The sequence below is a fragment of the Paraburkholderia sp. J76 genome (assembly GCF_905220295.1).
Lineage (GTDB): Bacteria > Pseudomonadota > Gammaproteobacteria > Burkholderiales > Burkholderiaceae > Paraburkholderia.
In genome coordinates this window covers 35,552-62,541 of sequence record NZ_CAJMZJ010000015.1, presented here as the reverse complement: position 1 = coordinate 62,541, position 26,990 = coordinate 35,552, and the positions used below count along the sequence as shown (strand labels likewise).

At 64.9% G+C, this 26,990-nt stretch carries 21 protein-coding genes and 1 pseudogene; 14 read left to right on the top strand and 8 right to left on the bottom strand.

The window, feature by feature from the left end; all coding sequences use genetic code 11:
- Window positions 1-107: 107 nt before the first annotated feature.
- Entirely contained in the window at window positions 108-779 is a 672-nt protein-coding gene (locus tag U5768_RS25445) for a nitroreductase (RefSeq protein ID WP_322033145.1), read from the top strand.
- 36 nt (window positions 780-815) lie between these two features.
- Here U5768_RS25445 and U5768_RS25440 read toward each other — a convergent pair whose 3' ends face one another.
- Window positions 816-1,232 (bottom strand): HIT family protein, encoded by a 417-nt coding sequence (locus U5768_RS25440; RefSeq protein WP_322033144.1) that lies wholly within the window; start codon window positions 1,230-1,232, stop codon window positions 816-818.
- Window positions 1,233-1,468: 236 nt separating this feature from the next.
- Between U5768_RS25440 and cfa the strand changes: the two genes are divergently transcribed.
- Window positions 1,469-2,632 (top strand): cyclopropane fatty acyl phospholipid synthase, encoded by a 1,164-nt coding sequence (gene cfa / locus U5768_RS25435; protein ID WP_322033143.1) that lies wholly within the window; start codon window positions 1,469-1,471, stop codon window positions 2,630-2,632.
- A gap of 91 nt (window positions 2,633-2,723) precedes the next feature.
- On the opposite strand, the gene crcB is transcribed toward cfa, so the two are convergent.
- The 5 genes from crcB to U5768_RS25410 form a co-directional block, all read right to left on the bottom strand.
- Window positions 2,724-3,104: a fluoride efflux transporter CrcB gene (gene crcB / locus U5768_RS25430; protein WP_322033242.1), complete on the bottom strand. Its 381-nt coding sequence runs from the start codon at window positions 3,102-3,104 to the stop codon at window positions 2,724-2,726.
- A gap of 192 nt (window positions 3,105-3,296) precedes the next feature.
- Complete coding sequence (locus U5768_RS25425; RefSeq protein WP_322033142.1) at window positions 3,297-4,043, bottom strand: SDR family oxidoreductase; 747 nt, start codon at window positions 4,041-4,043, stop codon at window positions 3,297-3,299.
- Window positions 4,044-4,172: 129 nt separating this feature from the next.
- Complete coding sequence (gene styD / locus U5768_RS25420) at window positions 4,173-5,651, bottom strand: phenylacetaldehyde dehydrogenase StyD (RefSeq protein WP_322033141.1); 1,479 nt, start codon at window positions 5,649-5,651, stop codon at window positions 4,173-4,175.
- A 13-nt stretch (window positions 5,652-5,664) separates the two neighbouring features.
- Window positions 5,665-6,522, bottom strand: coding sequence for a hypothetical protein (locus U5768_RS25415; RefSeq protein ID WP_322033140.1), 858 nt, complete (start codon window positions 6,520-6,522; stop codon window positions 5,665-5,667).
- Window positions 6,523-6,631: 109 nt separating this feature from the next.
- Entirely contained in the window at window positions 6,632-8,614 is a 1,983-nt protein-coding gene (locus U5768_RS25410; protein ID WP_322033139.1) for a primary-amine oxidase, read from the bottom strand.
- 215 nt (window positions 8,615-8,829) lie between these two features.
- Between U5768_RS25410 and U5768_RS25405 the strand changes: the two genes are divergently transcribed.
- From U5768_RS25405 to U5768_RS25365, 9 genes and pseudogenes are all read left to right on the top strand, one after another.
- On the top strand, window positions 8,830-9,846 hold the full coding sequence (locus tag U5768_RS25405; RefSeq protein WP_322033138.1) for an AraC family transcriptional regulator: 1,017 nt from the start codon (window positions 8,830-8,832) through the stop codon (window positions 9,844-9,846).
- Window positions 9,847-10,162: 316 nt separating this feature from the next.
- Window positions 10,163-11,614: an APC family permease gene (locus U5768_RS25400; protein WP_322033137.1), complete on the top strand. Its 1,452-nt coding sequence runs from the start codon at window positions 10,163-10,165 to the stop codon at window positions 11,612-11,614.
- Between the two features lie 97 nt (window positions 11,615-11,711).
- Window positions 11,712-12,932 (top strand): porin, encoded by a 1,221-nt coding sequence (locus tag U5768_RS25395; protein WP_322033136.1) that lies wholly within the window; start codon window positions 11,712-11,714, stop codon window positions 12,930-12,932.
- Window positions 12,933-13,053: 121 nt separating this feature from the next.
- Window positions 13,054-13,797 (top strand): (Fe-S)-binding protein, encoded by a 744-nt coding sequence (locus tag U5768_RS25390; RefSeq protein ID WP_322033135.1) that lies wholly within the window; start codon window positions 13,054-13,056, stop codon window positions 13,795-13,797.
- Window positions 13,794-15,188 (top strand): lactate utilization protein B, encoded by a 1,395-nt coding sequence (locus U5768_RS25385; protein ID WP_322033134.1) that lies wholly within the window; start codon window positions 13,794-13,796, stop codon window positions 15,186-15,188. Before U5768_RS25390 ends, U5768_RS25385 begins: the two co-directional genes overlap by 4 nt.
- Window positions 15,175-15,762 carry a LutC/YkgG family protein gene (locus U5768_RS25380; protein WP_322033133.1) on the top strand — a complete coding sequence of 196 codons (588 nt, stop codon included), beginning with the start codon at window positions 15,175-15,177 and terminating at the stop codon, window positions 15,760-15,762. Before U5768_RS25385 ends, U5768_RS25380 begins: the two co-directional genes overlap by 14 nt.
- A gap of 12 nt (window positions 15,763-15,774) precedes the next feature.
- On the top strand, window positions 15,775-17,910 hold the full coding sequence (locus U5768_RS25375) for a cation:proton antiporter (protein ID WP_322033132.1): 2,136 nt from the start codon (window positions 15,775-15,777) through the stop codon (window positions 17,908-17,910).
- A complete protein-coding gene (locus tag U5768_RS25370) occupies window positions 17,907-18,713 on the top strand; it encodes a hypothetical protein (protein ID WP_322033131.1) in 807 nt (268 codons plus the stop codon). The genes U5768_RS25375 and U5768_RS25370 overlap by 4 nt, the downstream gene beginning before the upstream one ends.
- 43 nt (window positions 18,714-18,756) lie before the next feature.
- Window positions 18,757-18,990: pseudogene (locus U5768_RS25365) on the top strand (hypothetical protein); the annotation flags it as partial.
- 268 nt (window positions 18,991-19,258) lie between these two features.
- On the opposite strand, the gene U5768_RS25360 reads toward U5768_RS25365, so the two are convergent.
- Window positions 19,259-20,608 (bottom strand): NYN domain-containing protein, encoded by a 1,350-nt coding sequence (locus tag U5768_RS25360; RefSeq protein ID WP_322033241.1) that lies wholly within the window; start codon window positions 20,606-20,608, stop codon window positions 19,259-19,261.
- A 333-nt stretch (window positions 20,609-20,941) separates the two neighbouring features.
- On the opposite strand from U5768_RS25360, the gene U5768_RS25355 reads away from it, so the two are divergent.
- Both U5768_RS25355 and U5768_RS25350 read left to right on the top strand, forming a co-directional pair.
- Window positions 20,942-22,261, top strand: coding sequence for an alkaline phosphatase family protein (locus U5768_RS25355; protein ID WP_322033130.1), 1,320 nt, complete (start codon window positions 20,942-20,944; stop codon window positions 22,259-22,261).
- 4 nt (window positions 22,262-22,265) lie between these two features.
- On the top strand, window positions 22,266-23,591 hold the full coding sequence (locus tag U5768_RS25350) for a cytochrome-c peroxidase (RefSeq protein ID WP_322033129.1): 1,326 nt from the start codon (window positions 22,266-22,268) through the stop codon (window positions 23,589-23,591).
- On the opposite strand, the gene U5768_RS25345 is transcribed toward U5768_RS25350, so the two are convergent.
- On the bottom strand, window positions 23,588-24,475 hold the full coding sequence (locus U5768_RS25345) for an IclR family transcriptional regulator (protein ID WP_322033128.1): 888 nt from the start codon (window positions 24,473-24,475) through the stop codon (window positions 23,588-23,590). The two genes, U5768_RS25350 and U5768_RS25345, sit on opposite strands and share 4 nt — an antisense overlap.
- Before the next feature lie 158 nt (window positions 24,476-24,633).
- On the opposite strand from U5768_RS25345, the gene U5768_RS25340 reads away from it, so the two are divergent.
- Window positions 24,634-26,961, top strand: coding sequence for a cytochrome P450/oxidoreductase (locus U5768_RS25340; protein WP_322033127.1), 2,328 nt, complete (start codon window positions 24,634-24,636; stop codon window positions 26,959-26,961).
- Window positions 26,962-26,990 lie beyond the last annotated feature (29 nt).

Sequence of the window (26,990 nt, the reverse complement as noted above, 5' to 3'; positions counted from 1 at the left end):
AATCCGTCATAAATTCTGACGCCAGCCCGCACTCCCTGCTTTCGAGCGCCGGCAGCCGGGCGGGGTATCGCCGATAATGCATCGTCGATCCCCCGAGGAGAATCTGCTTGAAGGTCAGCGAAGCCGTTACCAGCCGCAAGTCCGTGCGCCAGTTCCTGCACGATCCGGTGGACCCCGCCATCATTCGCCGCGTGCTGGCTACCGCTGCGCGCGCGCCTTCGGGCGGCAATCTGCAGCCGTGGCATGTTCATGTCGTGGGCGGCGAATCGCTCGCGAAGCTCAAGTCGATCATGGCCGATCGCATAGCGCAGGCGCCCGGCGGCGAGCAGATGGACTACGACGTGTATCCGCGCGAACTGGGTTCGCCGTATCGCGAGCGTCGCTACCAGGTGGGCGAGGATCTATACCGCAGCATCGACATTGCGCGCGAGGACCGGCCGGGCAGGCTGCGCCAGTTCGCGCGCAACTACGCGTTTTTCGACGCGCCGCTCGCGCTCTTTTGCAGCGTGGATCGGCAGATGGGCCCGCCGCAATGGGCCGATCTCGGCATGTTCCTGCAAACGGTCATGTTGCTCCTGCGCGAAGCCGGCCTGCATAGCTGCGCGCAGGAATGCTGGGCGCGCTATGCGCAAAGCGTGGGTGGCTTTCTCGCTTTGCCGCGCGAACGCATGGTGTTCTGCGGCATGGCGATCGGTCACGAAGACACGCACGCGCCCATCAACCAGTGGCGCTCGGCTCGCGTACCGCTCGACGAATTCGTTCAGTTCGACGGTATTTAAGCCTGAATAAAAACTAACGTTAGTAATACATATTGCTTACATAGCCGCGCGAATACGCGCGGCGAGCGCTTCGAGTTGCGCCATGTCCGCCATCTCGCGAGCATGCGGACGCAGCTCTTCGCCCGCGCGCCGCGGAATCAGATGGAAGTGCACATGCGGTACGGTCTGCCCCGCGGCGGCGCCGTTGAACTGCGCGATCAACAGGCCTTCGGGCGCAAGCACCTTGCGCATCGCGGCCGCCATCTTCTGCACCGTCGCCATCGCGGCGGCGCCGGCTTCGGGCGAAAGATCGTAGATCATCCCGGCGCTTTCCTTCGGCAGCACGAGCAGATGGCCTTCGGCCTGGGGCATGACGTCCATGATCGCGAGCGTCGCGTCATCTTCGTACACCTTGATGCAGGGAGCTTCGCCGCGCAGGATGCGCGCGAAGATGTTCTTGTCGTCGTAGGCCATGGTCGGGTTCTCCAGATCGGGCGCGCCGTTTGCCCTCGGCAGGCGCGGCGGGTTTTGTCGAGTTTGCGATTATGGCCCGCCCAGTAAGGGCTGTGCGTGTTCCTGCACGTTTTTTGAAGTGGGTGCATCATAGAGCCTCTCGCAGCGCGCGCGACGACGAATGTCTTGATAGCAACCTCTTGAATGGCATCGGAGCAAGGTACCAAGGACCCAACTCCTGCCGACATGGAGCACGTATGGCAACGACTGATCTCGAAGCAGTTCATCCCGTTCGTGAGGCCACCGTTTCGGGGGCCTGGCGGTTTACCGCCCAGCTATTGGCGCGCGCGGACGTGAAGTTCAACGGCACCCGGCCGTGGGACATGCAGATCCACGACCCGCAGTTGCCCGAGCGCGTGCTGGCGCTCGGCAACCTGGGCCTGGGCGAAGCCTATATGGACGGCCAGTGGGACTGCGAGCAGCTCGATGAATTCTTCGCGCATGTGTTGCGCGCGCATCTGGACGACCAGATCGATCCGTCCCGTCTCGTCTTCTACGCGCTCAAGGCGCGCCTCATGAACCGCCAGACCGTGCGCCGCGCATGGAAGGTGGGTCAGCAGCACTACGATATCGGCAACGAGTTCTACGAGGCGATGCTCGACAAGAACATGGCCTACACCTGCGGCTACTGGTCGGGCGGCGCGAAGACGCTCGACGAAGCGCAGGACGCCAAGCTCGATCTCATCTGCCGCAAGCTCGGCCTGAAGCCCGGCATGCGCCTGCTCGACATCGGCTGCGGCTGGGGCAGTCTCATGAAGTTCGCCGCCGAAAACTATGGCGTGTCGTGCGTGGGCGTGACGATCTCGAAGGAGCAGGCCGCGCTGGGCGCCGAACGCTGCAAGGATCTGCCCGTCGAATTCCGTTTGCAGGACTACCGGTTGCTCGACGAGAAGTTCGACCGCATTGCGAGCGTGGGTATGTTCGAGCATGTGGGGCCGAAGAACTATCGCACCTATATGGAAGTCGCGCAGCGCTGTCTGGTCGACGACGGTTTATTCGTACTGCATACGATTGGCAAGAACCGCCGCGACACCACGCCCGACCCGTGGATCGACAAATACATTTTCCCGAACGGCGAACTGCCGACTATCGGCCAGATCGCCGACGCATCGGGCGGTCTCTTCGTGGCCGAAGACCTGCATAACTTCGGCGCCGATTACGACCGCACGCTCATGGCGTGGCACGCGAATTTCGAGGCCGCGTGGCCGCGTTTCAAGGAGCAGATGGGCGAGCGGTTCTACCGCATGTGGCGTTACTACCTGCTTTCGTGCGCCGGTGCGTTCCGCGCGCGTGATATCCAGCTTTGGCAGTGGGTGTTTTCGAAGGACGGTTTGCCCGGCGGCTATCAACGTCCTGTCTGAGCGTCCTGTCTGATCGTTCCGTCGCGTCGTCAGTCGCTTCATCGGCACGGCCGCGTTGCGCCAATGGCGAACGCGGCCGTTGTTTTATCCATCAGCGAATCAATGCCGAGACCGTGGCGATGCCGAGAATCGTCATGATGACGGAGGCGCACACGTGAATGGCGATCTCGCCCGCGGCCCAGCCGAAACGCCCGTTCTGCAGATGCGAAACGACTTCGGCGGAGAAGGTCGAGAACGTGGAGAGGCCGCCCATGAGGCCGGTGATGACGAAGAGGCGCCATTCGGCGGATAGCTGCGGCATGCGTCCGAAGTACGCGACCGCGACGCCGATCACATAGCCCGCAATGATGTTCGACGCGAGCGTGCCGAGCGGCAACTCGGGGTAGAGGGCGTTCAGGCGTAGCCCGAGAACCCAGCGCAACAGCGAACCGAGCGCGCCGCCAATGCCGACGGCGAGAATGGACAGATACATGGTCTGGAGTCGTTGAGGCGCGCTGTTGAGCGCGCAACGCGAGCCGGCGCGCCATTGCGCCGGCTCGGTTCTTCTACCGTTTTCGAGCACGGAGTGTAGCATCGGCGGGGACACGCGGCTCCTTGCCACGGCTACCTGCTCTCAGACCTAGTTCTGCCCACGCGCTGTCGTGAATGAGCGCCGCGCGGCGTGTCAGACGATTCCGCCGTTCGCGCGCAGCACCTGGCCGTTGACCCACGCGCCGTCCGGGCCCGCAAGGAACGAGACGACGCTCGCAATGTCGTCGGGTTGGCCAAGACGCTGCAGAGGCGGCATGTTCGCGAAATGCTGGACCTGCTCTTCGGTCTTGCCGCTGAGGAATAATTCCGTCGCCACCGGCCCCGGCGCAACCGCGTTCACGCATATTGAGCGTCCGCGCAACTCGCGCGCGAACACGCGTGTGATCGTCTCCACGGCGGCCTTGCTTGCCGTATAGAGCGCGTAGCCGGGCAGATTCATCGCGAGCGCGGAAGTCGAGAAGTTGATCACGCGGCCGCCTCGCGCGAGCTTCGTCGCCGCTTCGCGCAGTGTGTTGAGCGTGCCGCGCACGTTGATGTCGAAGGTCTCCTCGTAGATCGCGTCGGTGGATTCGGCGATCGTGACGGTCTTCATGATGCCCGCGTTGTTCACGAGCAGCGTGGGCTGGCCCAGCGTTTCGGCTGCGGTGTCGAAGAGCCGGCGCACCTCGTCGGCCTTCGCGATGTTCGCCTGCACGGCTATCGCGCGGCCGCCGTCCGCCGCGATCTTCGCGACGAGCGCATTGGCTTCGGCGCTGCGCGAAGCGTAGTTGACGACAACGGCGTAGCCGTCGCGCGCGAGACGTTCGGCAATGGCGGCGCCGATGCCGCGCGAAGCGCCCGTGACAATGGCAACGCCGCGCGAATTCGTGGATGCGTTCATGATCGGAGTCCTTCTCGTGAGTGGTGTGAGCAGGCTCGATCATGAACGAAACCACGGCGGCGATCATTGCATGCCGCTGGGTTTCATCGTTCCATTTCGATTAACAATGTGTCGCGACGCTCAATAGCATCAATAGGCGATGCAGACGGATTTCGTCTCCGTGTACGCGTCGATGATCGCGCGGCCATGCTCGCGGCCGATGCCCGAGGCCTTGAAGCCGCCGAAGGGCAGCGCCGGATCGACCATGTTGTGCGTATTCACCCATACGGTGCCCGCCTGCACGCCGTCCACTACGCGCAGCGCGCGGTCGAGCTGGTTGGTCCAGACGCTCGCACCCAGTCCGTACTCCGAAGCATTCGCCGCGGCGACGGCCTCCTCCACATCGTCATACGGCATGGCGACGAGCACGGGCCCGAACACTTCTTCGCGCACGACCGTCAGCGCCTTGTTGGCCGCGTTCGAAATCACCGTGGGCTCGACGAAGAAGCCCGGCCGATTGCCGTCGCCGCCGCCCGCCACGATTTCGCCGCCTTCCGAGCGGCCCTGTGCGATCATGCCCGCCACCTTGGCGCGGTGGCGTGCGGAAACTAGCGGGCCCATCTGCGTGGCGGCGTCAAAGCCGGAGCCGAGCACCGTTGTGCGCGCAACCTGTGCGATGCCGTCGACGATCTCCTCGAAACGCGCGCGCGGCAAATACAGTCGCGAGCCGGCCGTGCACACCTGACCGTGATTGAAGAAGATGGCGCCGGCCGCGCCTTCGATGGCGCGCTGCGGATCGCAATCGTCGAGTACGATCACGGGGCTCTTGCCGCCCAGTTCCAGCGACACGCGCTTGAGATCGCTCGCGCATTGCTTGCCGATGATACGGCCCACTTCGGTGGAGCCGGTGAAAGTGACCTTGTCGACCTGCGGATGGCGCACGAGCGCCGCGCCCGCCGTTTCGCCCTGGCCTGTGACGACATTGAATACGCCCGGCGGAAAGCCGGCTTCGTGCGCGAGTTCGGCAAGGCGTATGGCCGTGAGCGGCGTTTCCTCGGCGGGTTTGAGCACCACGGTGCAACCGCAGGCGAGTGCGGGCGCGATTTTCCAGACCGCCATCAGCAGCGGGAAATTCCACGGCACGATCGCGGCCACCACGCCCGCGGGCACGCGCCGCGTGGACGCGTTGTAGCGCACGCCGGGCGGGAACGCGAGCGAGAGATCCACGGTGCTGCCCTCGATCTTGGTCGCCCAGCCGGCCATATAGCGCAGCCATTGCACGCTGCCGCCCACTTCGAGCATCTTCGAGAAGCCCAGCAGCTTGCCCTGGTTGAGCGTTTCGAGCGCCGCGAGTTCGTCGCCGTGCTGTTCGACGAGATCGGCGAGCTTGAGCAGCAGGCGCTCGCGCGCGGCCGGCGGCATACGGCGCCAGGTATCGGCTTCGAACGCGCGGCGCGCGGCCGCGACGGCGGCGTCGATGTCGGCGTCACTGGCGTCGGGCACCTGCGCGAACTCGGCGGCCGTGGCGGGATTGAATACGGCGAACGTGCGGCCATTGCCGCTTTCGCTGAAACGTCCGTCGATGAACATCTGCGTGCGGATCGTGTGCGTGAAGTCCTGGCGGTCCATACCGTCTCCTGATTTAAGTAGTAATGCGAATTTTTTTCGTCGATCGATCCAGCGTAAATCGATCGCGCTGGTCAGCGAATGCATATGCGCATGCGAGATTGAGCGTGCCGCCCGCGAGAAACAGCACATGGAACCCTTGTCCAAAGCCCCATGACGTGGTGGCGAGCGCCGCGCCTGCCAGCATGCCCGCGTGATGCGCGAGGCCTGGGCAGCTTGCGCCCGATGCGCGGGTCGCTTGCCCGCCGCGCATGAGCGTCGGGAGCGTCAGATAGTCGAGCACGGCGAATGCGGGCGCGGCAAGCGCGGCCCACGGCGCGAGCGAATCGAACGTGAGCGCGGTGAGCAGCGCGCCGCGCAAGACGAAGAGCACAAGTAGCGCGCGCCGGTAATCGACGCGATCGGCGACCCAGCCTGCCATGCCTACGGCGGCGAGCGATGCCCCGATCTGTGTGGTGGAAATCGCAGTGCCGCCACAGAGGGCGAAGAACTGGAAGCGCGCGAGCACGCCGCTCGATAGTCCCGCAAGCAGCGCGGGTGCGATGAGCAGCATGCAGTTGCGCCGCGTTGGCGCGATTGTGTGCGTGTGCAACGATCGTGCCGCGTTATCGGGCGCTCGCCGCAAGTGCAGGCACGCCCCTGCGATCAGTGCGACGCCGCCGAACAGGAGCGGCGTTGTCACGCCCGTTGCGCCTGCGCGAGCGCCTTCGCCCATCGCCGCCATCGTGAGTACAAGTGCGCTCGCGATCGGCACGGTGGGGCGCTGTGCGAAGCAGCGCACGAGCGCGCCGGGAATCGACGCCATCGCAAGCAGGGCCAGCGCGCTCGCGGCGAATGCCGCAAACGGCGCGCCGGCCTGCATCGCCGTGCTCATGATGCCTGCGGCAAGCGCGCTGGCGCCAACCGTCACCGCCGCCCAGATACTTAAGCGGCGTGCCGTGTACAACGAGGCAAGGCGGCGCTCGCGCGACGTCATCGCGTGCTCACTGCTTGCCGTGGCAGCACGACTTCGCCTCGGGCGCGTTCGCGCCGTCCTGCACGCTGTGCGGATCGCGCCCGCCGGGCAGGTCCATTGCCGGATTGCCGTAAAAGAAGTTATTGGGTTTGAGCATGAAGCCCGCATACTCCACCGGCATCACGGGGAAATCCTCGGGCTTGCATACGTGCGTATGCCCGAAGCTGTGCCACAGCACGATGTCCTCGTTCTCCACGTTGCGGTTCGCCTCGATATAGCGCGGCAGGCCGTCGCCGCCCGCGTGCTGGTTCGGGTAATCGCCGCTCGCGTAACGCTGTGTCGTGTCGTACGGCGTGACCCACACATGGCGCGTGGCGAAGCCGCCGCGCTGGCGCACCTTCGAATTGGGATCGGCGAGCAGGAGCGGCGAATCGTTGATGATGAGCTTGTAGCCCGGATTCGCGCCCACGCGATTTCTCACGTTCGGATTCACGACTTTCCAGAAACGCCCCGTTCGACCGTTGGCGTTGCGCGCCGCTTCCTGCTCGGTCTTGAGCACGCGCTTCGTCGTATCGAACACGTTGCCGTACGGATTCTCCGCACCCATCGCGCGCGGCACGAATTCATGTTCGGTGACGGAGTTCTTCTCGCCGTCCACCATCATGTGCAGGCGCGCGTTGAAGAAGTGCTGATGCGTCGGGCCGCCCAGGTTTTCGGTGACCATGCCGCCCCAGGGGTACGTGTCGCCATCGGCCACCGCCGAGGTCTGGATAATGCCCGTTAGCTTGCATTCGAGCTGGATCGTGCCGTCCTGATAGAAGTACCAGTAAAAGCCGTAATCGTAGTTGCCCACGGTCGCGAAGAACGAGATCACGAGGCGTCGCGAGCGGCGCATCTCGAACACGCCGGTACGAAATTCGTAGTGCTTCCAGAGCGTGCCGTAATCCTCTTCGTGCAGGCACACGGCGTTTTTCATCGTGAAGCCGTTGCCGAAGTCGTCGGCGGACGGAATGTCGAAATAGCGGATCGTGCCGAGGCAATCGCAGCCCAGTTCAAGCTGGTTCGCGAGTTTGCCGAGTCCGTATTCGCCCGCGTCGAATGCGCTTTTCCAGTAGTGGTTCGTGGTGGGGTCCGAGTAGGGCACGCACATCTCGGTCACGCTCGCGCGGTAGACGATCGGGCGCGGCGCGCTCTTGCCGTCGTCCCAGGTGATCTGGTGCAGCACGAGCCCTTCGCGTGGCGTGAAGCCCACGCGGAATGTCCAGTTCTGCCAACTAACCTGCCAGCCGTCGATCGTGAAGCTCGGACCTTCGGGCTGGCTGATGGAGAGCGGTTTGACGGTGTTGCGCGGCTCGCCCAGGCTCGGCGTGTCGTAGTTGTGCTTTGTGCGCGGAATGGGAATGATGCGACCGTCGTCGATCAGATCGATCACCTTGTGCGCGAGCAGGTCCACCACGGCAACGACGCCTTCGATAGGGTGCGCGTAGCCGTTGTCGGTCAGGGACTCGCGGTAATAGCTCACGCAACGCACGAGGCGGCGGCCGTTTTCGTTCGGGCGGTCGAACGCGCCGGCCGAAAACGGATCGACCTGCACGCGCTCGAGTTCGTCGTCGGTGAGGCCGCGCTTCTTCACGGCCTCGCGCCACGCAGCGTCTTCCTTCACGATGCGTTCCGCATTCATGAAGTCTTCGATCATCACGGGCGGCTGGCCGAAGGGCGCGCTTTGCAGTGCGAGCGCCTTGCGCGATTCGACTTTCTTTTCGCGCAGGTCCACGACGAATTCGAGCGTTTGGGTGCGAGTGCGGTCTATCGCGATGACGAAGGCGCGGCGCGAATAATAATCGCCGTGCCGGTAGGCGAGCACCTCGGCCTTGGGCGGCTCATGCAGTTCGGTGACGGGAAAGCGCCCATATTCATCGAGTTGCTCGGCGGCTTTCACGATGTCACAGGCAAGCTGCATTTCGGCGAGGCTCAACGGGTCGAGCGGATGCGCGTTCGGATTCGTGTTCATAAGCATTTCGTAAGGATGACGTGGGCGCAACGTTGCGTGGGACGGTATGAAGAATCCGCATGCGTTTCACGCAATGTCGATGGGTCAATCGTAGAAACGCCGTATTTTTTTCGCGCTTGCAAAACGCGCCAAAGGGGCGATAGAGTGCGCCAGAGACGATCGATAGTTAAAAAAGCTAAAAACCTTGGCGCATACAGGCCCCAACGGAGAGAGACATGAAAAGAGTGCCTGTCAACAGCGGTTTTCCGATGATTCGGGGCGCCGTGATGGGTCCCATCGTGCGTGCGCTCGACGCCGCTGGTGCGGACTGCGATGCATTGCTGGCCGAGTTCGGCCTGAGTCGCCGGCAGCTTTCGAATCCCTATGAAATCGTGCCGCTCGGGCGCTACGCAGGTGCGTTCGAGCGCGCCGCGCAGGTGCTCGACGAGCCCTTTCTGGGCCTGCGTTTAGGCGCCGAATTGCAACTCACGGAACTGGGGCCGGCTGGCCTCGTATTCATGTCGTCGCCCACGCTCGGCTCCGCCATTCGTAAGTTCACCGATACGCTTGGCTCGTGGCAAAGCGCGACGGCCGTGGATCTCGTGACCGACAATGCATGGCCGATGTGGAGCTATCGCATCGCGCATACGCAAATCTGGCCGCGCCGGCAGGACGCCGAGTACAGCGTGTCCGCCATGTGCCACATGATTCGCCAGGTGCGCGGCGCGGCATGGACGCCGTGCGAAATTCATTTCGAGCACGCGGCCCCCGAGGATCTCAAGCCCTACATGCGCCTCTTTCGGGTGCCGGTACGCTTCCAGCAGCCGGCAAACGGCGTGGTCGTGCACCCGCACGATCTCGACACGCCGCTCAAGAGCGCCGACGTGCAGATGGCCCGGATGATGGAACGCCACGCCACCGACCTCATTTCGCGCGACACGATTCCGCATACGCTCGTGGACCAGGTGCGCGATCTCGTGACGCGCCGGCTCGCGCGCGAGAAGCTCGTGGTCGGCGATATCGCGAAGGACCTCGGGCTCTCGGACCGCTCCTTGCAGCGGCACCTCGCCGATGCGGGCACTTCCGTGCGCCAGATCATTCGCGAGGAGCGCGAACGCAGCGTGGCGGTGCTGCGCGAGCAGGAGGGCATGACCAACGCGGCCGTGGCCCGCGCGGTGGGTTATGCCGACGCCACGGTGCTATGGCGTGCGACGCGCAACTGGGGCCGTGCGGGCGGCAGGCGCACCCGATAGCGATCCAGAACAGCGAAAGCGGATTGACGGCTTTCGGTAAGTTTGTGGACTGAATAAAGTACGAATGCCCAGCCCGTCATATTGATAAGGATACCGAAGGTAATATCGACCGCTCTGACGCGCTTAAGTGAAAACCCGCTCCATCCCTGGCGCACTTTATCGAGTAATTGGCGCGTTGCGCCAGGTCGGCGAATTTATTAGCTGCCTACCATGCGCTCAATCCGAATCGCGAAATTCGATTCGTCGAGCGCCACGGGCACGCGATTGTTCATCGTGTCGTATGGCGAACCCAGAACAGACACCAGCAGAGGCAACGATGAACGAACCGTTTTCTCCCGCTCACCTCGTTGGCAACAACGCGGCAGCGGACTCGCAGCGCAGCCTGCTCGGGCTTTGGCAGATCGTCTTTCTCGTCATTTCCGCGGCGGCGCCGCTCACCGGCATGCTGGGTGCGGTGCCTCCGGCCATCAGTCTCGGCAACGGCGCGGGCATTCCAGGCGCGTTCGTGATTGCGGGCGCGGTATTGCTCGTGTTTAGCGTGGGCTTCGCTTCGATGAGCCGGCACATCGTGCGCGCCGGCGCGTTCTACGCATACATCACGGCGGGCTTCGGCCGTCCTGTCGGCATGGCTGGCGCGCTAGTCGCGCTGCTCTCGTACACGAGCATCCAGATTGCGCTGTACGGTTTGTTCGGCTTCTTCTGCACGGTGGTGCTCAAGCCGTTGATGCATGGGTCGCTGCCTTGGTACGCGTACTCGTTTGCGTGCCTCGTCGTCGTGCAGTTCACCGGCATTCGCGGCATCGACCTGAACAGCCGTCTGCTCGGCGTACTGATGTGTCTCGAACTCGGCATTCTGCTGCTGCTGAGCCTCGCGATCGTGATTCATCATGGCGGACCCGACGGGCTCACGCTCGCGCCGTTTTCGCCGCGTCACGTGTTGAGCGGGCATCCCGGCATCGCGGTCATGTTCGCGCTCGCGTCGTTCATCGGCTTCGAGGCCACGGCGATCTACGGCAAGGAGTGCCGCGACCCGAAAGTCACGGTGCCGCGCGCGACCTATGTTTCCGTCACGCTGATTCTCGTGTTCTTCGCGTTTGTCACGTGGGCCATTGTTTGCGCGTATGGCCTCAGCAACGTCGCGGACGTGGCGACGAAACAGCCGGGCGACTTCTGGTTCATCCAGTCGACGAAGTATCTTGGCGGCGCGATGACCACGACGATGAGCTTCCTGCTGCTTTCCAGCATCTTCGCGAGCCTGCTGTCGTTCCATAACACGATCGTGCGCTACATCCACGCGCTCTCGGGTGAGGGGATTCTTCCGGCCGTGCTCGATCGGCTGCATCCGAAGTATGGCTCGCCGTATCTCGCGAGTTATCTGCAGACGCTTTCGGTCGCCGCGCCGCTGGGCCTTTTCGTGGCCGCGGGCAGCGATCCGTTCAATATCGTGTTCAGTTGGGGCTCGGCGCTCGGCACCATCGGCATCGTCATGCTGCAGGCGCTCACGAGTTTCTCGGTGGCGGCATTCTTTCGCGCCACGAGGAAGGACACGCGCGTTTGGCACGCATTTCTCGCGCCGGTGCTCGGTGGCTTCGGTCTGCTTACCATCGGCATCGTGCTGATCGGCAACCTCGACGCGCTCGCCGGCTCGGATAGCCCGGTCGTGCGTGCGTTCCCGTGGATCGTGCTCGCGGTCGCGCTGATCGGCGTGGCGGTTGCGTTCGTCCTCAGGCGCTCGCGCCCGGACATCTACGCGCGGTTCGGGCAATAGGACCCCTCTACGCCGTCGATTCACGCAGTTCCCAGCGGTTCCAGACAAGGGCGGCGCGCTACGCGCGCGGCCCGCCTCTTTTCGAAAAGACAACGACATGGCAAATACCGTCAAGCGCACGGCGCTGGCGCTGGCTTCCTGCGCCCTCGCGATGAGTGCGCACGCGCAATCTTCGGTCACGCTTTACGGCACCGTGGACGCCGGCCTCATTTACTCGACCAACCAGCAGACCACGCACGCCGACGGCACCACGAGCGGCCACGCAAACTGGCAACTGAGCGGCGGCAACCTCGTGCCTTCGCGCTGGGGCATGACGGGAAGCGAAGACATCGGCGGCGGCACGAGCGTCAATTTCACGCTGGAAAACAGCTTCTTTTCGCAGAACGGGGCGCTGCTGCAAGGCGGCACGCTCTTTAACCGCAACGCGTGGGCAGGCGTTGCGAATAGCCGTTACGGCACGCTCACGCTGGGCCGCCAGTACGATCCATTCTCCGACGATCTGGGGGCTTACGTGTCGAGCAACAACTGGGCAACGCTATATGGCGCGCACTTCGGCGACGTGGATAACCTCAACGAGGCGTTCAACTTCAACAACTCGATCAAATACGTGAGCCCGAGTTTTGGCGGTTTCACACTGGGCGGCCTATTCAGTTTTGGCGGCGTGGCGGGAAATTTTTCGCAGAACCGCGGCTGGTCGCTGGCGGCGAATTACGCCAACGGGCCGCTTTCGCTTTCCGCCGGTTACCTCGAGTTGCGTAATCCGCTGCAGGCAGCGCTGGGCGGCGAGACCGGCTATATCGGCGACTTCAGTTGCAGCAATCCGAATGCGTCGTACTGCGAACTACAAAACGCGCAACGTATAAGCATATTTGGGGCAGGCGGGTCGTACGCGTTCGACAAGGTTAGCGTGGCGCTTAGCTATACGCATACGCGTCTCTCGCAAAGCCTCTATTTCGCGAGCGCCGCGCGACCGCAGGGCGCGGACATCTCGTTCGACATTGCCGAACTGAATACGTCGTGGCAATACTCGCCCGCGCTGCAGTTCGGCTTCGCGTATATCTTCAACGACGCGCATCCGGAAGGCGGATCGTCCACGCGGCTTCACCAGATCAACCTGGGCGCGGTCTATAGCCTTTCCAAGCGGACAGCAGTGTATGCAGTGGCGATCGGGCAGAAGTCGTCGGGAGCCGGTCTTGCTGTCGACAATGGGGACGCCACCAGCGGCGCGACGCAGAACCTCGCGCAAATCCCGAACCTCGTGAATTCGAACACCGACAAGCAACTCGCGGTGATCGCGGGCATTCGGCATAACTTTTAAACGCGCCGCCGCGGCGCGCCATGATGCGCCGCGGCAACCGGGGAGCGCGTGCACGCTTCACGCGCCGCCCGCGCCGTTCGGCAGTAGAATGTTCGGGTCCGCTTTTCGTGTGAGCCCGCGCATGAAAGTTGCCTTGTTCGTCCCTTGCTTCATCGACGCGTTCTACCCCGAAGTGGCCATCGCCACACTGGAACTGCTGGAGCGCTTAGGCTGCGAGGTCGACTATCCGCTCGAGCAAACCTGTTGCGGCCAGCCCATGGCCAATAGCGGCGCGCAAGCCGAGGCGGCGGGCGCGGAGCGCGTGTTCGCGCGCGCCTTCGAAGGCTACGACTATATCGTCGGACCTTCGGCAAGCTGCGTGAATCACGTGCGCGACCACTTCACCGCGATCGAGCAGACCGACGCCGTGCGCAAGGTGCGCGAACGCACGTACGAACTCGTCGAGTTCCTGCACGACGTATTGGGCGCGCGCGAATTCCCCTGGGCCGAATTTCCCTGGCGCGTAGGTTTGCACAATAGCTGCAGCGCGTTGCGCCATTTGAAGGAAGCGTCCGTTTCCGAAATCGCGGGTCCGGCATTCTCGAAGCCGCTCGCGCTGCTCGAAAACGTGAAGGGCATCGAGTTCGTAAAGCCGGCGCGCCCCGACGAATGCTGCGGTTTTGGCGGCACGTTCGCCGTTACCGAAGAAGCGGTGTCGGTGCGCATGGGCCAGGACAAGGTGGTCGATCACGTGAGCGCGGGCGCGCAGTACATCGTTTCCGCCGACATGTCCTGCCTCATGCACCAGCAGGGCTGCGCGGAGCGCATGAGCGCGGACATCCGCTTCATCCATATTGCCCAGGTGCTCAACGGAGCGCGCGAATGAAGCGGGTCGAACACGCGAAGCTCGCCGGCGAATTCCTCTCGCGGCCCGAGCATGTGGCTTTCCACGACAAGCGCCTGTGGGACTTGCGCTCGAAGCGCGACGCGCAGGCCCGCGCCATCCCCGAATGGGAAATGCTGCGCACGCTGGCCTCGCAAATCAAGGCGCATACGCTCTCGCATCTGGCCGACTACCTCGATCATTTCACGCGCATGGCGCAGGCGAATGGCGTGCAGGTCCATTTCGCCGATACGGCCGAGGAGCATAACGAAATCGTTCATCGCATTCTGAGCGAACGCGGCATGACCGCGCTCGTGAAGAGCAAGTCGATGCTCACGGACGAGTGCGAGATGCGCCCGTATCTGGAATCGCGCGGCATTTCGGTGATGGAAACCGACCTCGGCGAGCGCATCCAGCAACTGGACAGGCAGCCGCCCAGCCATATCGTCGTGCCCGCCGTGCACAAGCTGCGCGACGACGTGGCCGAGGTGTTCGGCCGCACCATCGGCACGGATCCGCATAACAACGACATTCACTATCTGGCGGAAAGTCAGCGCATGAATACGCGGCCGTGGTTCGTGCGCGAGAAAACGGCGGGCATGACGGGCTGCAATTTCGCGGTGGCCGAAACGGGCACGGTGGTGGTGTGCACCAACGAGGGCAACGCGGACCTCTCCGCCAACGTGCCGCCGCTGCATATCGTTTCGATGGGCATCGAGAAGCTGATTCCGCGTCTTTCCGATCTCGGCGTCTTCGTGCGCATGCTCTCGCGCAGCGCGCTCGGCTCGCCCATCACGCAATACACCTCGCATTTCCGCGCGCCGCGGCCCGGCGCGGAAATGCATTTCGTGCTCGTCGACAACGGCCGTTCCGAGCGGCTCGCCATGCCCGAGTTCTGGTACTCGCTCAAGTGCATTCGCTGCGGCGCGTGCATGAATACGTGCCCCGTATACCGGCGCAGCGGCGGCCTCTCGTACGGCAGCACCTATGCGGGGCCGATAGGCGCGATCATCAATCCGACCTTCGACCTCAAGCGCTTCAGCGCATTGCCGTTCGCTTCTACGCTCAATGGAAGCTGCACGAACGTATGCCCCGTGAAGATCAATATTCACGAGCAGATTTACCAGTGGCGGCAGGTCATCGCCGCTCAGCACGAAGTGCCGTTCGTCAAGCAGGAAGTGTTGAAGATGGCGGGGCGATTGCTCGGCAGTCCGACGCTTTATCGCGGCGCGGTGAAGTCGCTCGAAGGGGCGTTGCGGCGCTTGCCCAACTTCATGCTCTATAACCCGCTCAATATCTGGGGCAAACAGCGCGATCTGCCGCACGTGCCGCGCACGACGTTCCATGCGTGGTACCGGAAGAACCGCAAGGGAGGCGGCGATGGCGGATCGTGAGGCATTCCTCGCGCGCATACGCGCCGCGCAACCCCCGCACGAACCGTTGCCCGAGGTGCCGCTGTTCGCGGCGCCCGCCGGCGATCTGCGCGAGCGCTTTGGCGCCGCGCTCAAACTGATGGGCGGCGGCGAAACACAGGTGCAAAGCGCGGCCGAGGTGCGCGCCATGATCCTGCGCCGCTTCGGCAGCGAGGCGCGCATCGCGTCGGCCACGCCGGAGGTGCAGGGCACGCGCGAGATCAGCGCCGCCACGAACCCGGCCTCGCTCGAAGACGTCGACGTGGGCGTCGTGCGCGCGCGCTTCGGCGTGGCGGAAACGGGCTCGCTGTGGCTGAGCGAGCGCGAGTACATGGTGAACTCGCTCGGCTATATCGTGCAGCATCTCGTGGTGCTGCTCGATCCCGCGCACCTGGTGGCGGGCTTGCAGGACGCGTACCGGCGCGACGATTTTCGCGGCGCGCGGTATGCCGCGCTCGTCACGGGACCATCGGCGACGGCCGATATCGAAGGCGTGCTGATTCAGGGGGCACAGGGCGTGAGGTCGTTGACGGTGGTGTGGCTGCCGGCGCCGTGACGGTTGCACGCCATGGTCATCCACGTCCTTCTCCTGAGCGGCTTTCTGCTGGCGAGTATCGCGCTGGTTCAGGCGGTGAGCCTGCGCTGGTCGATTTCCGAATCGGTCCTGCTTGCCGCCTGGGGCTTCACGCTCGGCGGCATCTATCTCGTGAGCGGCGAGGCGTGGCCCACGCTCTCGGCGAACTTCGTGATTCCCGCGCTCGCGCCGCGGCTGCCGCCCGAGGCGTACCTGTGGATCTTCCTGCCGCCGCTGCTGTTTCAGGCCGCGCTCAGCGTGAACGTGCGCGAGATGCTCGGCGACGCCGCGCCCATTCTGCTGCTCGCCGTGGTGGCCGTGTTCGTCGCGACCGGCGTGGTGGGCGGCGCGGTCCGGCTCACGGGCCTCGGACCGCTTGCCGACGGCCTCCTGCTTGGCGCGATGATCGCGACGACCGACCCTTCCGCCGTGCTCGCCGTATTTCGCGAAGTAGGCGCGCCCGAGCGGCTCGTGCGCCTCGTGGAAGGCGAGAGCCTGCTCAACGACGCGGCCGCCATTGCCATTGCGGGCGCGCTGATCGCCGCGATCACGGGCGACGCCGCCCATATATCGGCCACGGCCGCGCTGCGTACGTTCGGCATCGCGCTCGGCGGCGGGCTCCTCGTCGGGGCGCTGGCCGGGCGCGTGTTCGCATGGTTGTTGCCGCTGCTCGGCGGGGAAGGCAAGGCGGAGATTTCGCTCAGTTTCGCGTTGCCGTATCCGCTCTATCTTTTCGCCGACCAGATGTTGCACGTCTCGGGCGTGGTGGCCGTGGTCGCGGCGGGGCTCGTCATTAGCGGCCTGGGGAGCACGCGGCTGTCTCCGGTGAACTGGAAGCATCTGCAACTGATCTGGGAACAGATCGCGGCCATGGCGGGCGCGGCGATCTTTCTGCTCGCGGCCATGCAGATACCGGCTACGTTGCGCGACGCGCGCTGGATCGATCTCGTGGCGCTCGCCGTGGTCGTGGTGGCGGCGTTCGTGGCGCGCGTCGTCGTGGTGTTCGGCATGCTGCCGCTCTTGAGCCGCCTGCGGCTCACCGAACCCGTGAGCGCCGCGTACAAGCTCGTGATTGCCTGGGGCGGGTTGCGCGGCGCGGTCACGCTCGTGCTGGCGCTCGGCCTCGCGCAGGACGCGGCGCTGCCCGAATCCACGCGCCGTTTCGTGGCGATTCTCGCGACCGGTTTCGTGCTCGTGAGCCTGATCGTGAACGGCACCTCGCTCAAGCTGCTGATTCGCCGCCTGCGCCTCGATCTGCTTTCGCCGCAGGAGCAGGCGCTCCAGCAAAAGGCGGTGCAGCTTTCGTCGATCGGCGTTTCCGAGCGCGTGCGCATGGCGGCGCGCACCTTTCATATTCCCGATGCGATAGCCGATCAGGCCTGTCACACGTTCCGGCGCAGCGTCGACATGAGCGCGACCGCGCTCGATTTCGATGCGGCGCTCTCCGACCGCGAGCGTCTTGTCATCGGCCTCGTCACGCTCGCGGCGAAGGAGCGCGACCTCATTCCGCAGTATGGCAGCGGCATCATTACCATCCGCAATCTGGACGCGATGATGCGCAACACCGAAGCCATGATCGACGAGGCGCGCGTGGGCGGGCGCCTCGGTTATCAGCGCGCCGCCGCAAAAATACTCGCGGATACGGCCGAGATGCGCGTCGCGCGATGGCTTTATCGCTGGCTGCGCGTGCGTCAGCCCTATGGCGACGCGCTCGTCGATCGCTTCGAACTCCTGATGTGTCGCCGCGTGGTGCTGCATCAACTGATCGTCTTCAACGATCGCAGTCTCACGCCGCTGCTCGGCGAGCGTCTCGCGGCGCTGCTCAAGACGATACTCAAGACGCGCATCGAGACGGCCGAGCACGGGCTTGCGGACGTGCGCCAGTGTTTCGGCCATGCTTCGGGCGTGCTCGAACGGCGCATGCTGCTGCTTTACGCGCTGCGCGAAGGGCGTGAGCGCGTGCAGGCCATGTACGAGGACCGCTCCATTTCGAAGGAGATCTACGATTCGATCCGGCGCGAACTGGACGCCGCATGGAAGCTCGCCGTGCCGCGGGCGCACCCCGATCTCGTGCCGGGCGAGGCGCAGCCGGAAAGTGCGGCCGCCGAAGAACAAAGGCCGTCGCCGTGACCGAATTCCAGTCGGCGTTGCTCGTGTTCGCGCTGCTGCTCGGGGGCACGGGCCTCGGCGTGCTGTTGCGGCCTCTTTTGCCCGAGGAGCATCGCAAGCATGAAACGGTGCAGCTCGTGCAGCTCGTGATCGGCATGCTGGTGACGTTCGCGGCGCTCGTGCTGAGCCTGCTCACCGCGTCGGCGAAATCGAGCTTCGATACCGCGACCAACGACATGCGCGCCTACGCCGGCGACCTGATCCAGCTCGATCAGCGCCTGCGCGACTACGGCCCCGACGCGGCCGCCGCGCGCACCTTGCTGCGCGCCTACACGGCAAGCGCCATCGCCTCGACCTGGACCCAGGAAAAGCCGCCGCCGGGCAACTACTACCCGCACGATCCAGGCGCGGGCAGCGGCGAACTCGAAAGCCGGCCGCTCGGCGCGCTGCTCGACTCGGTGGGGCACGAAATCGACACGCTCGCGCCGCGCGACGCCTACCACCAGGCGCTCGTGGGTCCGCTCTCGCAACTGTTCGACCGCGTGACCGATACGCGCTGGCGTCTCATCGAAGAAGCGCACGGCACGATCTCGCGGCCGTTCTTCACGATGCTCGCGCTCTGGCTGGTCCTGATCTTTCTGAGCTTCGGGCTCGTCGCGCCGCATAACGCGCTGGCGATCGTGCTGATCGTGCTGGGCGCGGTGTCCATTTCGTCGGCGGTCTATGTGATCGCCGATCTCGATACGCCGTTCACGGGGCAACTCGTGGTGCCGAGCGATTCGATGCGCGACGCGCTCGCGCACATGAATGAGCCGCTCACGTAGCGACGTGACGCGTGCCGTCACGCGTCAAGGAAAGGAGATTCGCATGTTGCGCAAGACACTCAATGCTTCCCGGCTGCAGGAGGAAGTGCACCGGCGCATTCACCGGCTGCAGGAAGTGGTCGACGACGGCGTGAAGATCGGCGTGCCGCGCCCGCAATTGCAGGAACCCGACCGCAGCGGCTGCAACTGGACGATGCAGCACTTCCACAACGCGGCCGGCTTCGAAGCGAGCGTCGCGCGCGTGCTGGAGCAGGTGCGCGCCGAGTACAACCTCGCGCAGGGCCAGGGCGAAGCCGCGCGGGACGATGCCGGTCAGCCGGCCGACCCGCGCGATCCGTTTGGCGGATCGAGGCCCGCTGCGGCCGCGAACCCGTTCGGCGATGGGAAGCCGTCGGGCAAGCCCGATCCTTTCGGGAATACCACGCCCGCGAGCGAGGAAACGCCGCCGGCCACGGGTAAGCGGCCCGCGAATCCATTCGGCGATTGATCGATGAAACCGATGCGCCGCACGCCGCCCGTCTGGCGCGGCGCGCGAGGCGCAATCCTCAGCTTTCTTCGGCGGCGGCTTTGCTGCGCGTTCGGCGCGCACGCGAGGGCGCTTTTTTTGCAGCGGGTTCGGCCGGCGCAACGACAGGGGCGCTCGCCGGTTCGTCCACGGCGCTCGACGCCGTTTCGGCCGCCTTCTTCGGCGCTCTTTTGCGCGCCGGGCTCTTGCGCGCGGCTGTCTTGCGCGCTCGCGCGGGGGCCGGCGTTTCGGCGTCGGCCGCCGGTTCGGACGCCACGCTTGCCTCGTGGGCCTCGTGGGCCTCGGGTGGTGCGTGGTGGCGCTCGTTCGAATCGAAGGGTTCGGCGGGGTAGTGCGGCGCGCCGTCGTGCCCGTGCGCTGCGTGCGCAAGCGCCTCGACAGGCTCGAACCGCATGTCGCCTTGCGACTCGACCGCTTGCTCTGCCCCGTGCTCGACCACGGCCTCTCGCGCATCCGCCGCGCCGCCGCCGCGGCCATTGCGCCGGCCTTTACGTCTTGCGCGCGACTCCTCGGCGCGCGCCGCCTGGTTTTCGAGCGCCGGCACGCTCGCTGCGGCCGTGGGAAGCGGCGGCGGGTTCAACCGCGACACCCACGTGCCTGACTTGTCGTCGCGGCCCACTTCGAGCAGGCCGCGCGACTGCGCCTCCTCCAGCAGGTTGCCGAAAGCGCGAAAGCCGTAGCGCGTTTCGTTGAAGTCGGGCCGGCGGCGCTTGATCGCGCTCTTGAGCACCGAGGCCCAGATCTTGCCGCTTTCGCCGCGCTCCAGCACGAGCGCGTCGAGCGTTTCGATCGCGAAGGCAACGGCTTTCGATTTGCGCTCTTCGCCGTCCTGCTTCGGTTGGCGCTCTTCGCCACCCGGGCGTTTCGCGCCGCCGTCCTTGTGCTTGCCCTTGCCGTGCGCCTGCTGATCGCGCACGAGATCGCGCACCAGGTCGTCGTAGAAGATGAATTCGTCGCAATTGGCGACGAGCAGGTCGGAGGTGGAGTGCTTCACGCCCACGCCGATCACCTTCTTGGCGTTTTCGCGCAGCTTCGAAACGAGCGGCGAAAAATCGGAGTCGCCGCTCACGATCACGAAAGTGTCCACGTGCGATTTCGTATAGCAGAGATCGAGCGCGTCCACGACGAGGCGGATATCGGCCGAGTTCTTGCCCGACTGGCGCACGTGCGGAATTTCGATCAGCTCGAAACTCGCTTCGTGCATCGCGGCCTTGAAGCCCTTGTAGCGCTCCCAGTCGCAATACGCCTTCTTCACGACAATGCTGCCCTTGAGCAAGAGCCGCTCGAGCACGGGCTGGATATCGAAGCGGTCGATCTTCGCGTCGCGCACGCCAAGCGCGACGTTCTCGAAGTCGCAGAACACCGCCATGCTGACGTTTTCCTGTGGGGAAGCCATGTGATTGATTCGTTCCATCTACCGTTTGAATCCACATGATAGCCGGTTGCACCGCGACGGGGCGCAATCGCGGTAGCGGCGGCTCGCACGGCGCGCCAGTTCGTTGTGTGCGCAAGCATGCTTCATTCGGGCCATTTTCGAACGTGCGGTCGTAAAACTCCCTTTCTTTCACGTAAGCGTCACAAAGACTTCGTAAGCTTGCGCCGCCCTGGCATATCGCATCGACTGGGTACAAAAGCCGCAACCGCTCCCAAGGCCCCATAGCGGCATAAAACCAAATACGACTCGACACACAGAGGACTTCCCATGGCTGTTCAATTCACCGGCAAGACCGGCGCGCGTTTTCCCGCGTCGATTGCCTCCATCTTCGCGGCGTTGTTCGTTTCCCTCTTCGCGTCGCTCTTCGTGAGCGCGTGCGGCTCGTCGACCAGCAGCCCGCAGACGGCCGGCACCGTGCAGGCCATCAAGCACGTCTTCATCATCACGCTCGAAAACGAAAACTACGCGACGACGTTCGGCGCAAACACGAAGTCGCCGTATCTCGCGACCACGCTCGCCTCGCAGGGCGCGCTCGTGCAGCAGTACTACGGCACGGGTCACGTGAGCCTCGACAACTACATTTCGATGATCAGCGGCCAGTCGCCCACGCTCCAGACCGACAACGACTGCACGACCTACGAGGATTTCAACCTGACGGGCATGACTCCGGACGGTCAGGCGATCGGTACGGGCTGCGTGTATCCGTCGAGCGTGAAAACGATCGCGGATCAGCTCACGGCGGCGCATTACACGTGGAAGGGCTATGAAGGCGACATGGGCAACGACCCGGCGCGCGAATCGGCCACCTGCGGCCACCCGGCGCTCGGCACCACCGACCTGACGAACACCCAGGAAGCGCCGAACGCGACGACCCCGGCCGGCGACTCGTACGCCACGCGCCACAATCCGTTCATGTACTTCCACTCGATCATCGACTCGATCGACTGCGGCAACAACGTGGTGAACCTCGACAAGCTCACGACCGACCTGCAGAAGGTGTCGACCACGGCGAATTTCAACTTCATCACGCCGAGCACCTGCGACGACGGTCACGATGCGCCGTGCGCGAACGGCGCCCCGGGCGGCCTCGTTTCCGCCGATGCGTTCCTGAAGAAGTGGGTGCCCATCATCACGGCCTCGCCGGCGTTCCAGCAGGACGGCCTGCTCATCATCAACTTCGACGAGAGCAGCTACGCGCAGGTGACGATGCCCAATGCGAGCGAAGTGGACTTCACGTTCTCGGGCGATACCTGCTGCGGCCAGCAGGAAGGCCCCAACCTCGGCACGTTCCCGCAAAGCGCGGCGATGGGCACGGTGCCCGCGGCCTACCTGTCGAAGCTCGGCATCAACGCGCCGGGGCTCACGGGCAACATCAACCTCGTGCTCAACAAGCAAAGCTACGGCGGCGACCGCACGGGCGCCGTGATGATCTCGAAGTTCATCAAGCCGGGCACGGTCTCGACGGTGCAGTACAACCACTATTCGATGCTCAGGAGCATCGAGGACATGTTCGGCCTGGGCTACCTCGGCTATGCGGGGCAGACCGGCCTCGCGAGCTTCGGCAAGGACATCTTCACGAATCTCTAAGCCGATGACCGTTCTTTTCGCAAGCCACACGGCGCGTCGCGCCGTGACCGCTGCGCTCGCCGTCGCCGCTGCCGCGGTGGCGGCGTTTTCCGTATCCGCAGCGGATGCGGCGCAGCCTGCCACCCGGCCCACCCCGACGAAACAGGGTGTGCCGAACGTGCCCTACAGCGACGTCGCCGCGCTCGGCAAACTGATTTTTAATGACCCGGCGCTTTCCGCATCGGGGCGCATGTCGTGCGCGAGCTGCCATAGTCCCGCGCATGCGTACGGGCCGCCCAACGGTCTCGCCGCGCAGTTCGGCGGACCCGATCTGCGCACGCAGGGCACGCGCGCGGTGCCCACGCTCGCTTACGTGCTCAACCGCACGCCGGTATGGACGCACGTGCAGGCCGCGAGCATCTACGAACGCTTGACGGATGCGGACAGCCCGCCGTCCGGCGGCTTCACGTGGGACGGGCGCTTCAGTTCGCTGCACGACCAGGCGCTGTTCCCGCTCTTCAACGCGAACGAAATGGCGAATCGCGACACGGGCGACGTGGTCGCGAAGCTCGAACGCGCGCCTTATGCCGCGCGTTTCAAGCAGGTGTTCGGCGAGACGATTTTCGTCTCGAAGGACACGGCGCTGCGCCAGGCGATGGCCGCTGTCGAGCGCTATGAACTCGAAGATCCGGGCTTTCGCCCGTACACGAGCAAGTTCGACGCGTATCTCGACGGGAAAGCGCAACTCACCGCTAGCGAAATGCGCGGCAAGAAGCTGTTCGACGATCCGAACAGCGGCAACTGCGCGTCGTGCCATATCGACCAGTCGGGCGCGAACGGCGCACATCCGCTCTTCACGGACTTCCAGTTCGAGGCGCTGGGCGTGCCGCGCAATCCCGAACTGCGCGCGAACCGCGATCCGAAGTATTACGACGAAGGCCTGTGCGGCCCGATTCGCACGGACGTGACGAGCAATCGCCTTTACTGCGGGCTCTTCAAGACGCCGACGCTGCGCAACGTCGCCACGCGCCAGGTGTTCTTCCACAACGGCCGCTTCCATACGCTGCGCGACGCGCTGCGCTTTTATGTCGAGCGCGACACGAATCCGGCGAAGTGGTATTCGAAGGACGCGCGCGGCCACGTGGTGAAATACGACGATCTGCCGCCGGAACTGCGCGCCAACATCGACACCGTGGACGAACCGCTCACGCGCAAGGAGGGCGGACGCCCGGCATGGAACGCGCGCGATATCGACGACGTGATCGCGTTTCTGAAGACGCTGAATGACGGCTATCTGCCCGCTGCGGCCAAACCGGCCGCCCCCGCGCCGGCCACCCTGACGAAGCGCTAGGCGCCGCGCGCCACGTAGCCGAGCAGGGCGCTCACGGCGTGTGCCTCGCGGCGCACGGCGCAGCCGTTCGGGCCCTCGGGCGCGGCGTCGAAGCCGCCCGTGGCGCCCAGCGCCGTGAGCACGCCGCAGAGCTTGCCTGTGTGATCGAAGAGCGGCGCCGAAACGGCGCTGATGCCCTTGAGATTCGTATCGCGTACGCTCGCGCAGCGCGCCGCCTGCACGTCGCGGCGCAGCGTGCCGATCGGATCGTTCCTGCTCAGTTGCGCGCGCAACGAAGCGTCGGCGTGCGCGAGTTCCTCTTCGGCTTGCGCGAGCACGCGCGTGTCGTCGAGCAGGCCGAGGAACACGCGGCCCGTGGACGACCATAGCAGCGACATCACCGACCCCACCCGCACGTTGACCGTCACGGGCAGCCCCGGCTCCTCGAAACGGATGATCGTAGGCCCCTTGTTGCCCATCACCGCGACGAACGACGTCACTTCGAGCGTCTCGCGCAGGCGCACGAGCGCGGGCTCCGCAATGCGCACCGGATCGGCCTGGCGCATGGCCGCCACGCCGATCATCATGGCCTCGGCGCCGAGCAGATACTGCTGCGTGGCGGTGTCCTGAGCGACGAGACCTTCCTCGATCAGGCTCACCAGATAGCGATGCACCTTCGCGGGACTTTCGTCCACGCAGGCGGCGAGGCCCGAAAGGCTCGCGCGGCCGCCCAGGCGCGCGAGTCCCTTGAGCACGGCCATGCCCGTTTGCGCGGACTGCACGCGCTGGCGGCGTTCGCGCGGCGCGGCGGCGGCTTTGGCCTCCCGCGCGATTTTGGGGGCCGTCGTGGCTTCGTCGGATTCGGCGGCTTTGGCCGAGGAGCGGCGGGTTTTCCTGCTTTCCATGCTGGGCGGGGGGATCGGGTTGAGGTCACGCCGGATTTTAGGGCGCGTAGGTGCGGCGAAGGGGCCGCCGTAGTTGCACGTTAACCCCAATCTCGTAATTACGCAATGCGTACTAAAGTTACGCAAAACGTAATGCATGCAGGATGCAGGAGAAGCCCATGAGCGAGACATCTTCCCAGCCGGCGGGCCGCTGCCCATTTCCCCACGGCGCGAGCGCCGCGCCGCGATGCCCCGTTAGCGCCAATGCCGCGGCGTTCGACCCCTTCAGCGACGGCTACCAGCAGGACCCGCCCGAATACGTCCGCTGGGCGCGCGAGCAGGAGCCGGTGTTCTACAGCCCGCAGCTTGGCTACTGGGTGGTCACGCGTTATGCCGACATCAAGGCGATCTTTCGCGACAACCTCACGTTCTCGCCTTCCATCGCGCTGGAAAAGATCACGCCCACGGGTCCCGAGGCGAACGCGGTGCTCGAGTCGTACGGCTTCGCCTTGAACCGCACGCTCGTGAACGAGGACGAGCCCGCCCACATGCCGCGCCGCCGCGTACTGATGGAGCCGTTCACGCCCGAGCATCTCAAGCACCACGAACCGATGGTGCGCCGCCTCACGCGCGAATACGTGGACCGTTTCATCGACGAAGGCCGCGCCGATCTCGTCGACCAGATGCTGTGGGAAGTGCCGCTTACCGTGGCGCTGCATTTCCTGGGCGTGCCCGAAGAGGACATGGACCTGCTGCGCAAGTACTCGATTGCGCACACCGTCAACACGTGGGGCCGGCCGCGCCCCGAAGAGCAGGTCGAAGTCGCGCATGCGGTGGGCAACTTCTGGCAGTTCGCGGGCAAGGTGCTCGACAAGATGCGCCAGAATCCGGACGGCCCCGGCTGGATGCAATACGGCATCCGCAAGCAGAAGGACCACCCGGAAGTCGTCACGGACTCCTATCTGCATTCGATGATGATGGCCGGCATCGTGGCCGCGCACGAAACGACGGCCAACGCGACGGCCAACGCGATGAAGCTGCTGCTCCAGCATCCGCACGCGTGGCGCGAGATATGCGAGGACCCGAGCCTCATTCCGAACGCGGTGGAAGAATGCCTGCGCCATAACGGGTCGGTCGCGGCCTGGCGGCGTCTCGCGACGAAGGACGTGCAGATCGGCGGCATCGACATTCCGGCGGGTTCGAAGCTGCTCATCGTGACGTCTTCGGCGAATCACGACGAACGCCATTTCGCCGATGCCGACCTGTTCGACATTCGCCGCGACAACGCGAGCGATCACGTCACGTTCGGCTATGGCTCGCATCAGTGCATGGGCAAGAATCTCGCGCGCATGGAGATGCAGATTTTCCTGGAGGAGTTCACGCGCCGCATGCCGCACATGCGCCTCGCCGCGCAGACCTTCACTTACGTGCCCAATACATCGTTCCGGGGTCCTGAGCATCTGTTCGTGGAATGGGATCCCGCGCAGAACCCGGAGCGCGCGAATCCCGCGTTGCTCGGCGCGCACGTGCCGGTGCGCATCGGCGAGCCATCGGCGCACTCGCTTTCGCGGCCCGTGGTGGTCGAGCGTGCGGATGCCGTGGCCGAAGGCATCGTCCGGTTGCGGCTCGTCGCGCCGGACGGCGGCGCGCTGCCGCGCTGGGCGCCGGGCGCGCATATCGACGTGGAATGCGGCGACACCGGCATCTCGCGCCAGTACTCGCTGTGCGGAAATCCCGCCGATACCGCCGCGTTCGAAATCGCCGTGCTGCGCGAAACGGAAAGCCGCGGCGGCTCGGCCTGGATGCACGACGCGCTGCGCCCAGGAATGCGCCTGAAGATTCGCGGCCCGCGCAATCACTTCCGGCTCGACGAGGAAGGGCGCCGCGCGATCTTCATCGCGGGCGGCATCGGCATTACGCCGGTGAGCGCGATGGCGCGCCGCGCGCGGGAGCTCGGCATCGACTACGAATTGCACTATAGCGGCCGCTCGCGCAAGACGATGGCGCTTGCCGACGAACTCGCGCAACTGCATGGCGGGCGTCTCTACATGCACGTGTCGGAAGAAGGCACGCGCAACGATTTTGCCGCGCTGCGCGTGGACGAACACACGCGCGTGTACGCTTGCGGTCCCGCGCGCATGCTCGAAGCGCTCGAGGCGTGCAGCATGGCATGGCCCGAAGACGCGCTGCGCGTGGAGCATTTCGCCGCGACCGGCGGCAAGCTCGACCCTTCGCGGGAGCGGGCGTTCGAAGTCGAGTTGAAGGACTCGGGGCTCGTGCTCCACGTGGCGGCGGACCAAACGGTGCTCGACGCGCTGCGCCGCGCGAACATCGACGTGCAAAGCGACTGCGAAGAAGGCTTGTGCGGCTCGTGCGAGGTGCGCGTGCTGGCGGGCGAGATCGACCATCGCGACGTGGTGCTCACGCGCGCCGAGCGCGACACGCAAACGCGCATGATGACCTGCTGCTCGCGCGCGAAAAGCGGGCGATTGATCCTCGAACTCTAGAATTTCGCGGTGCGAACGAAACGACAGGA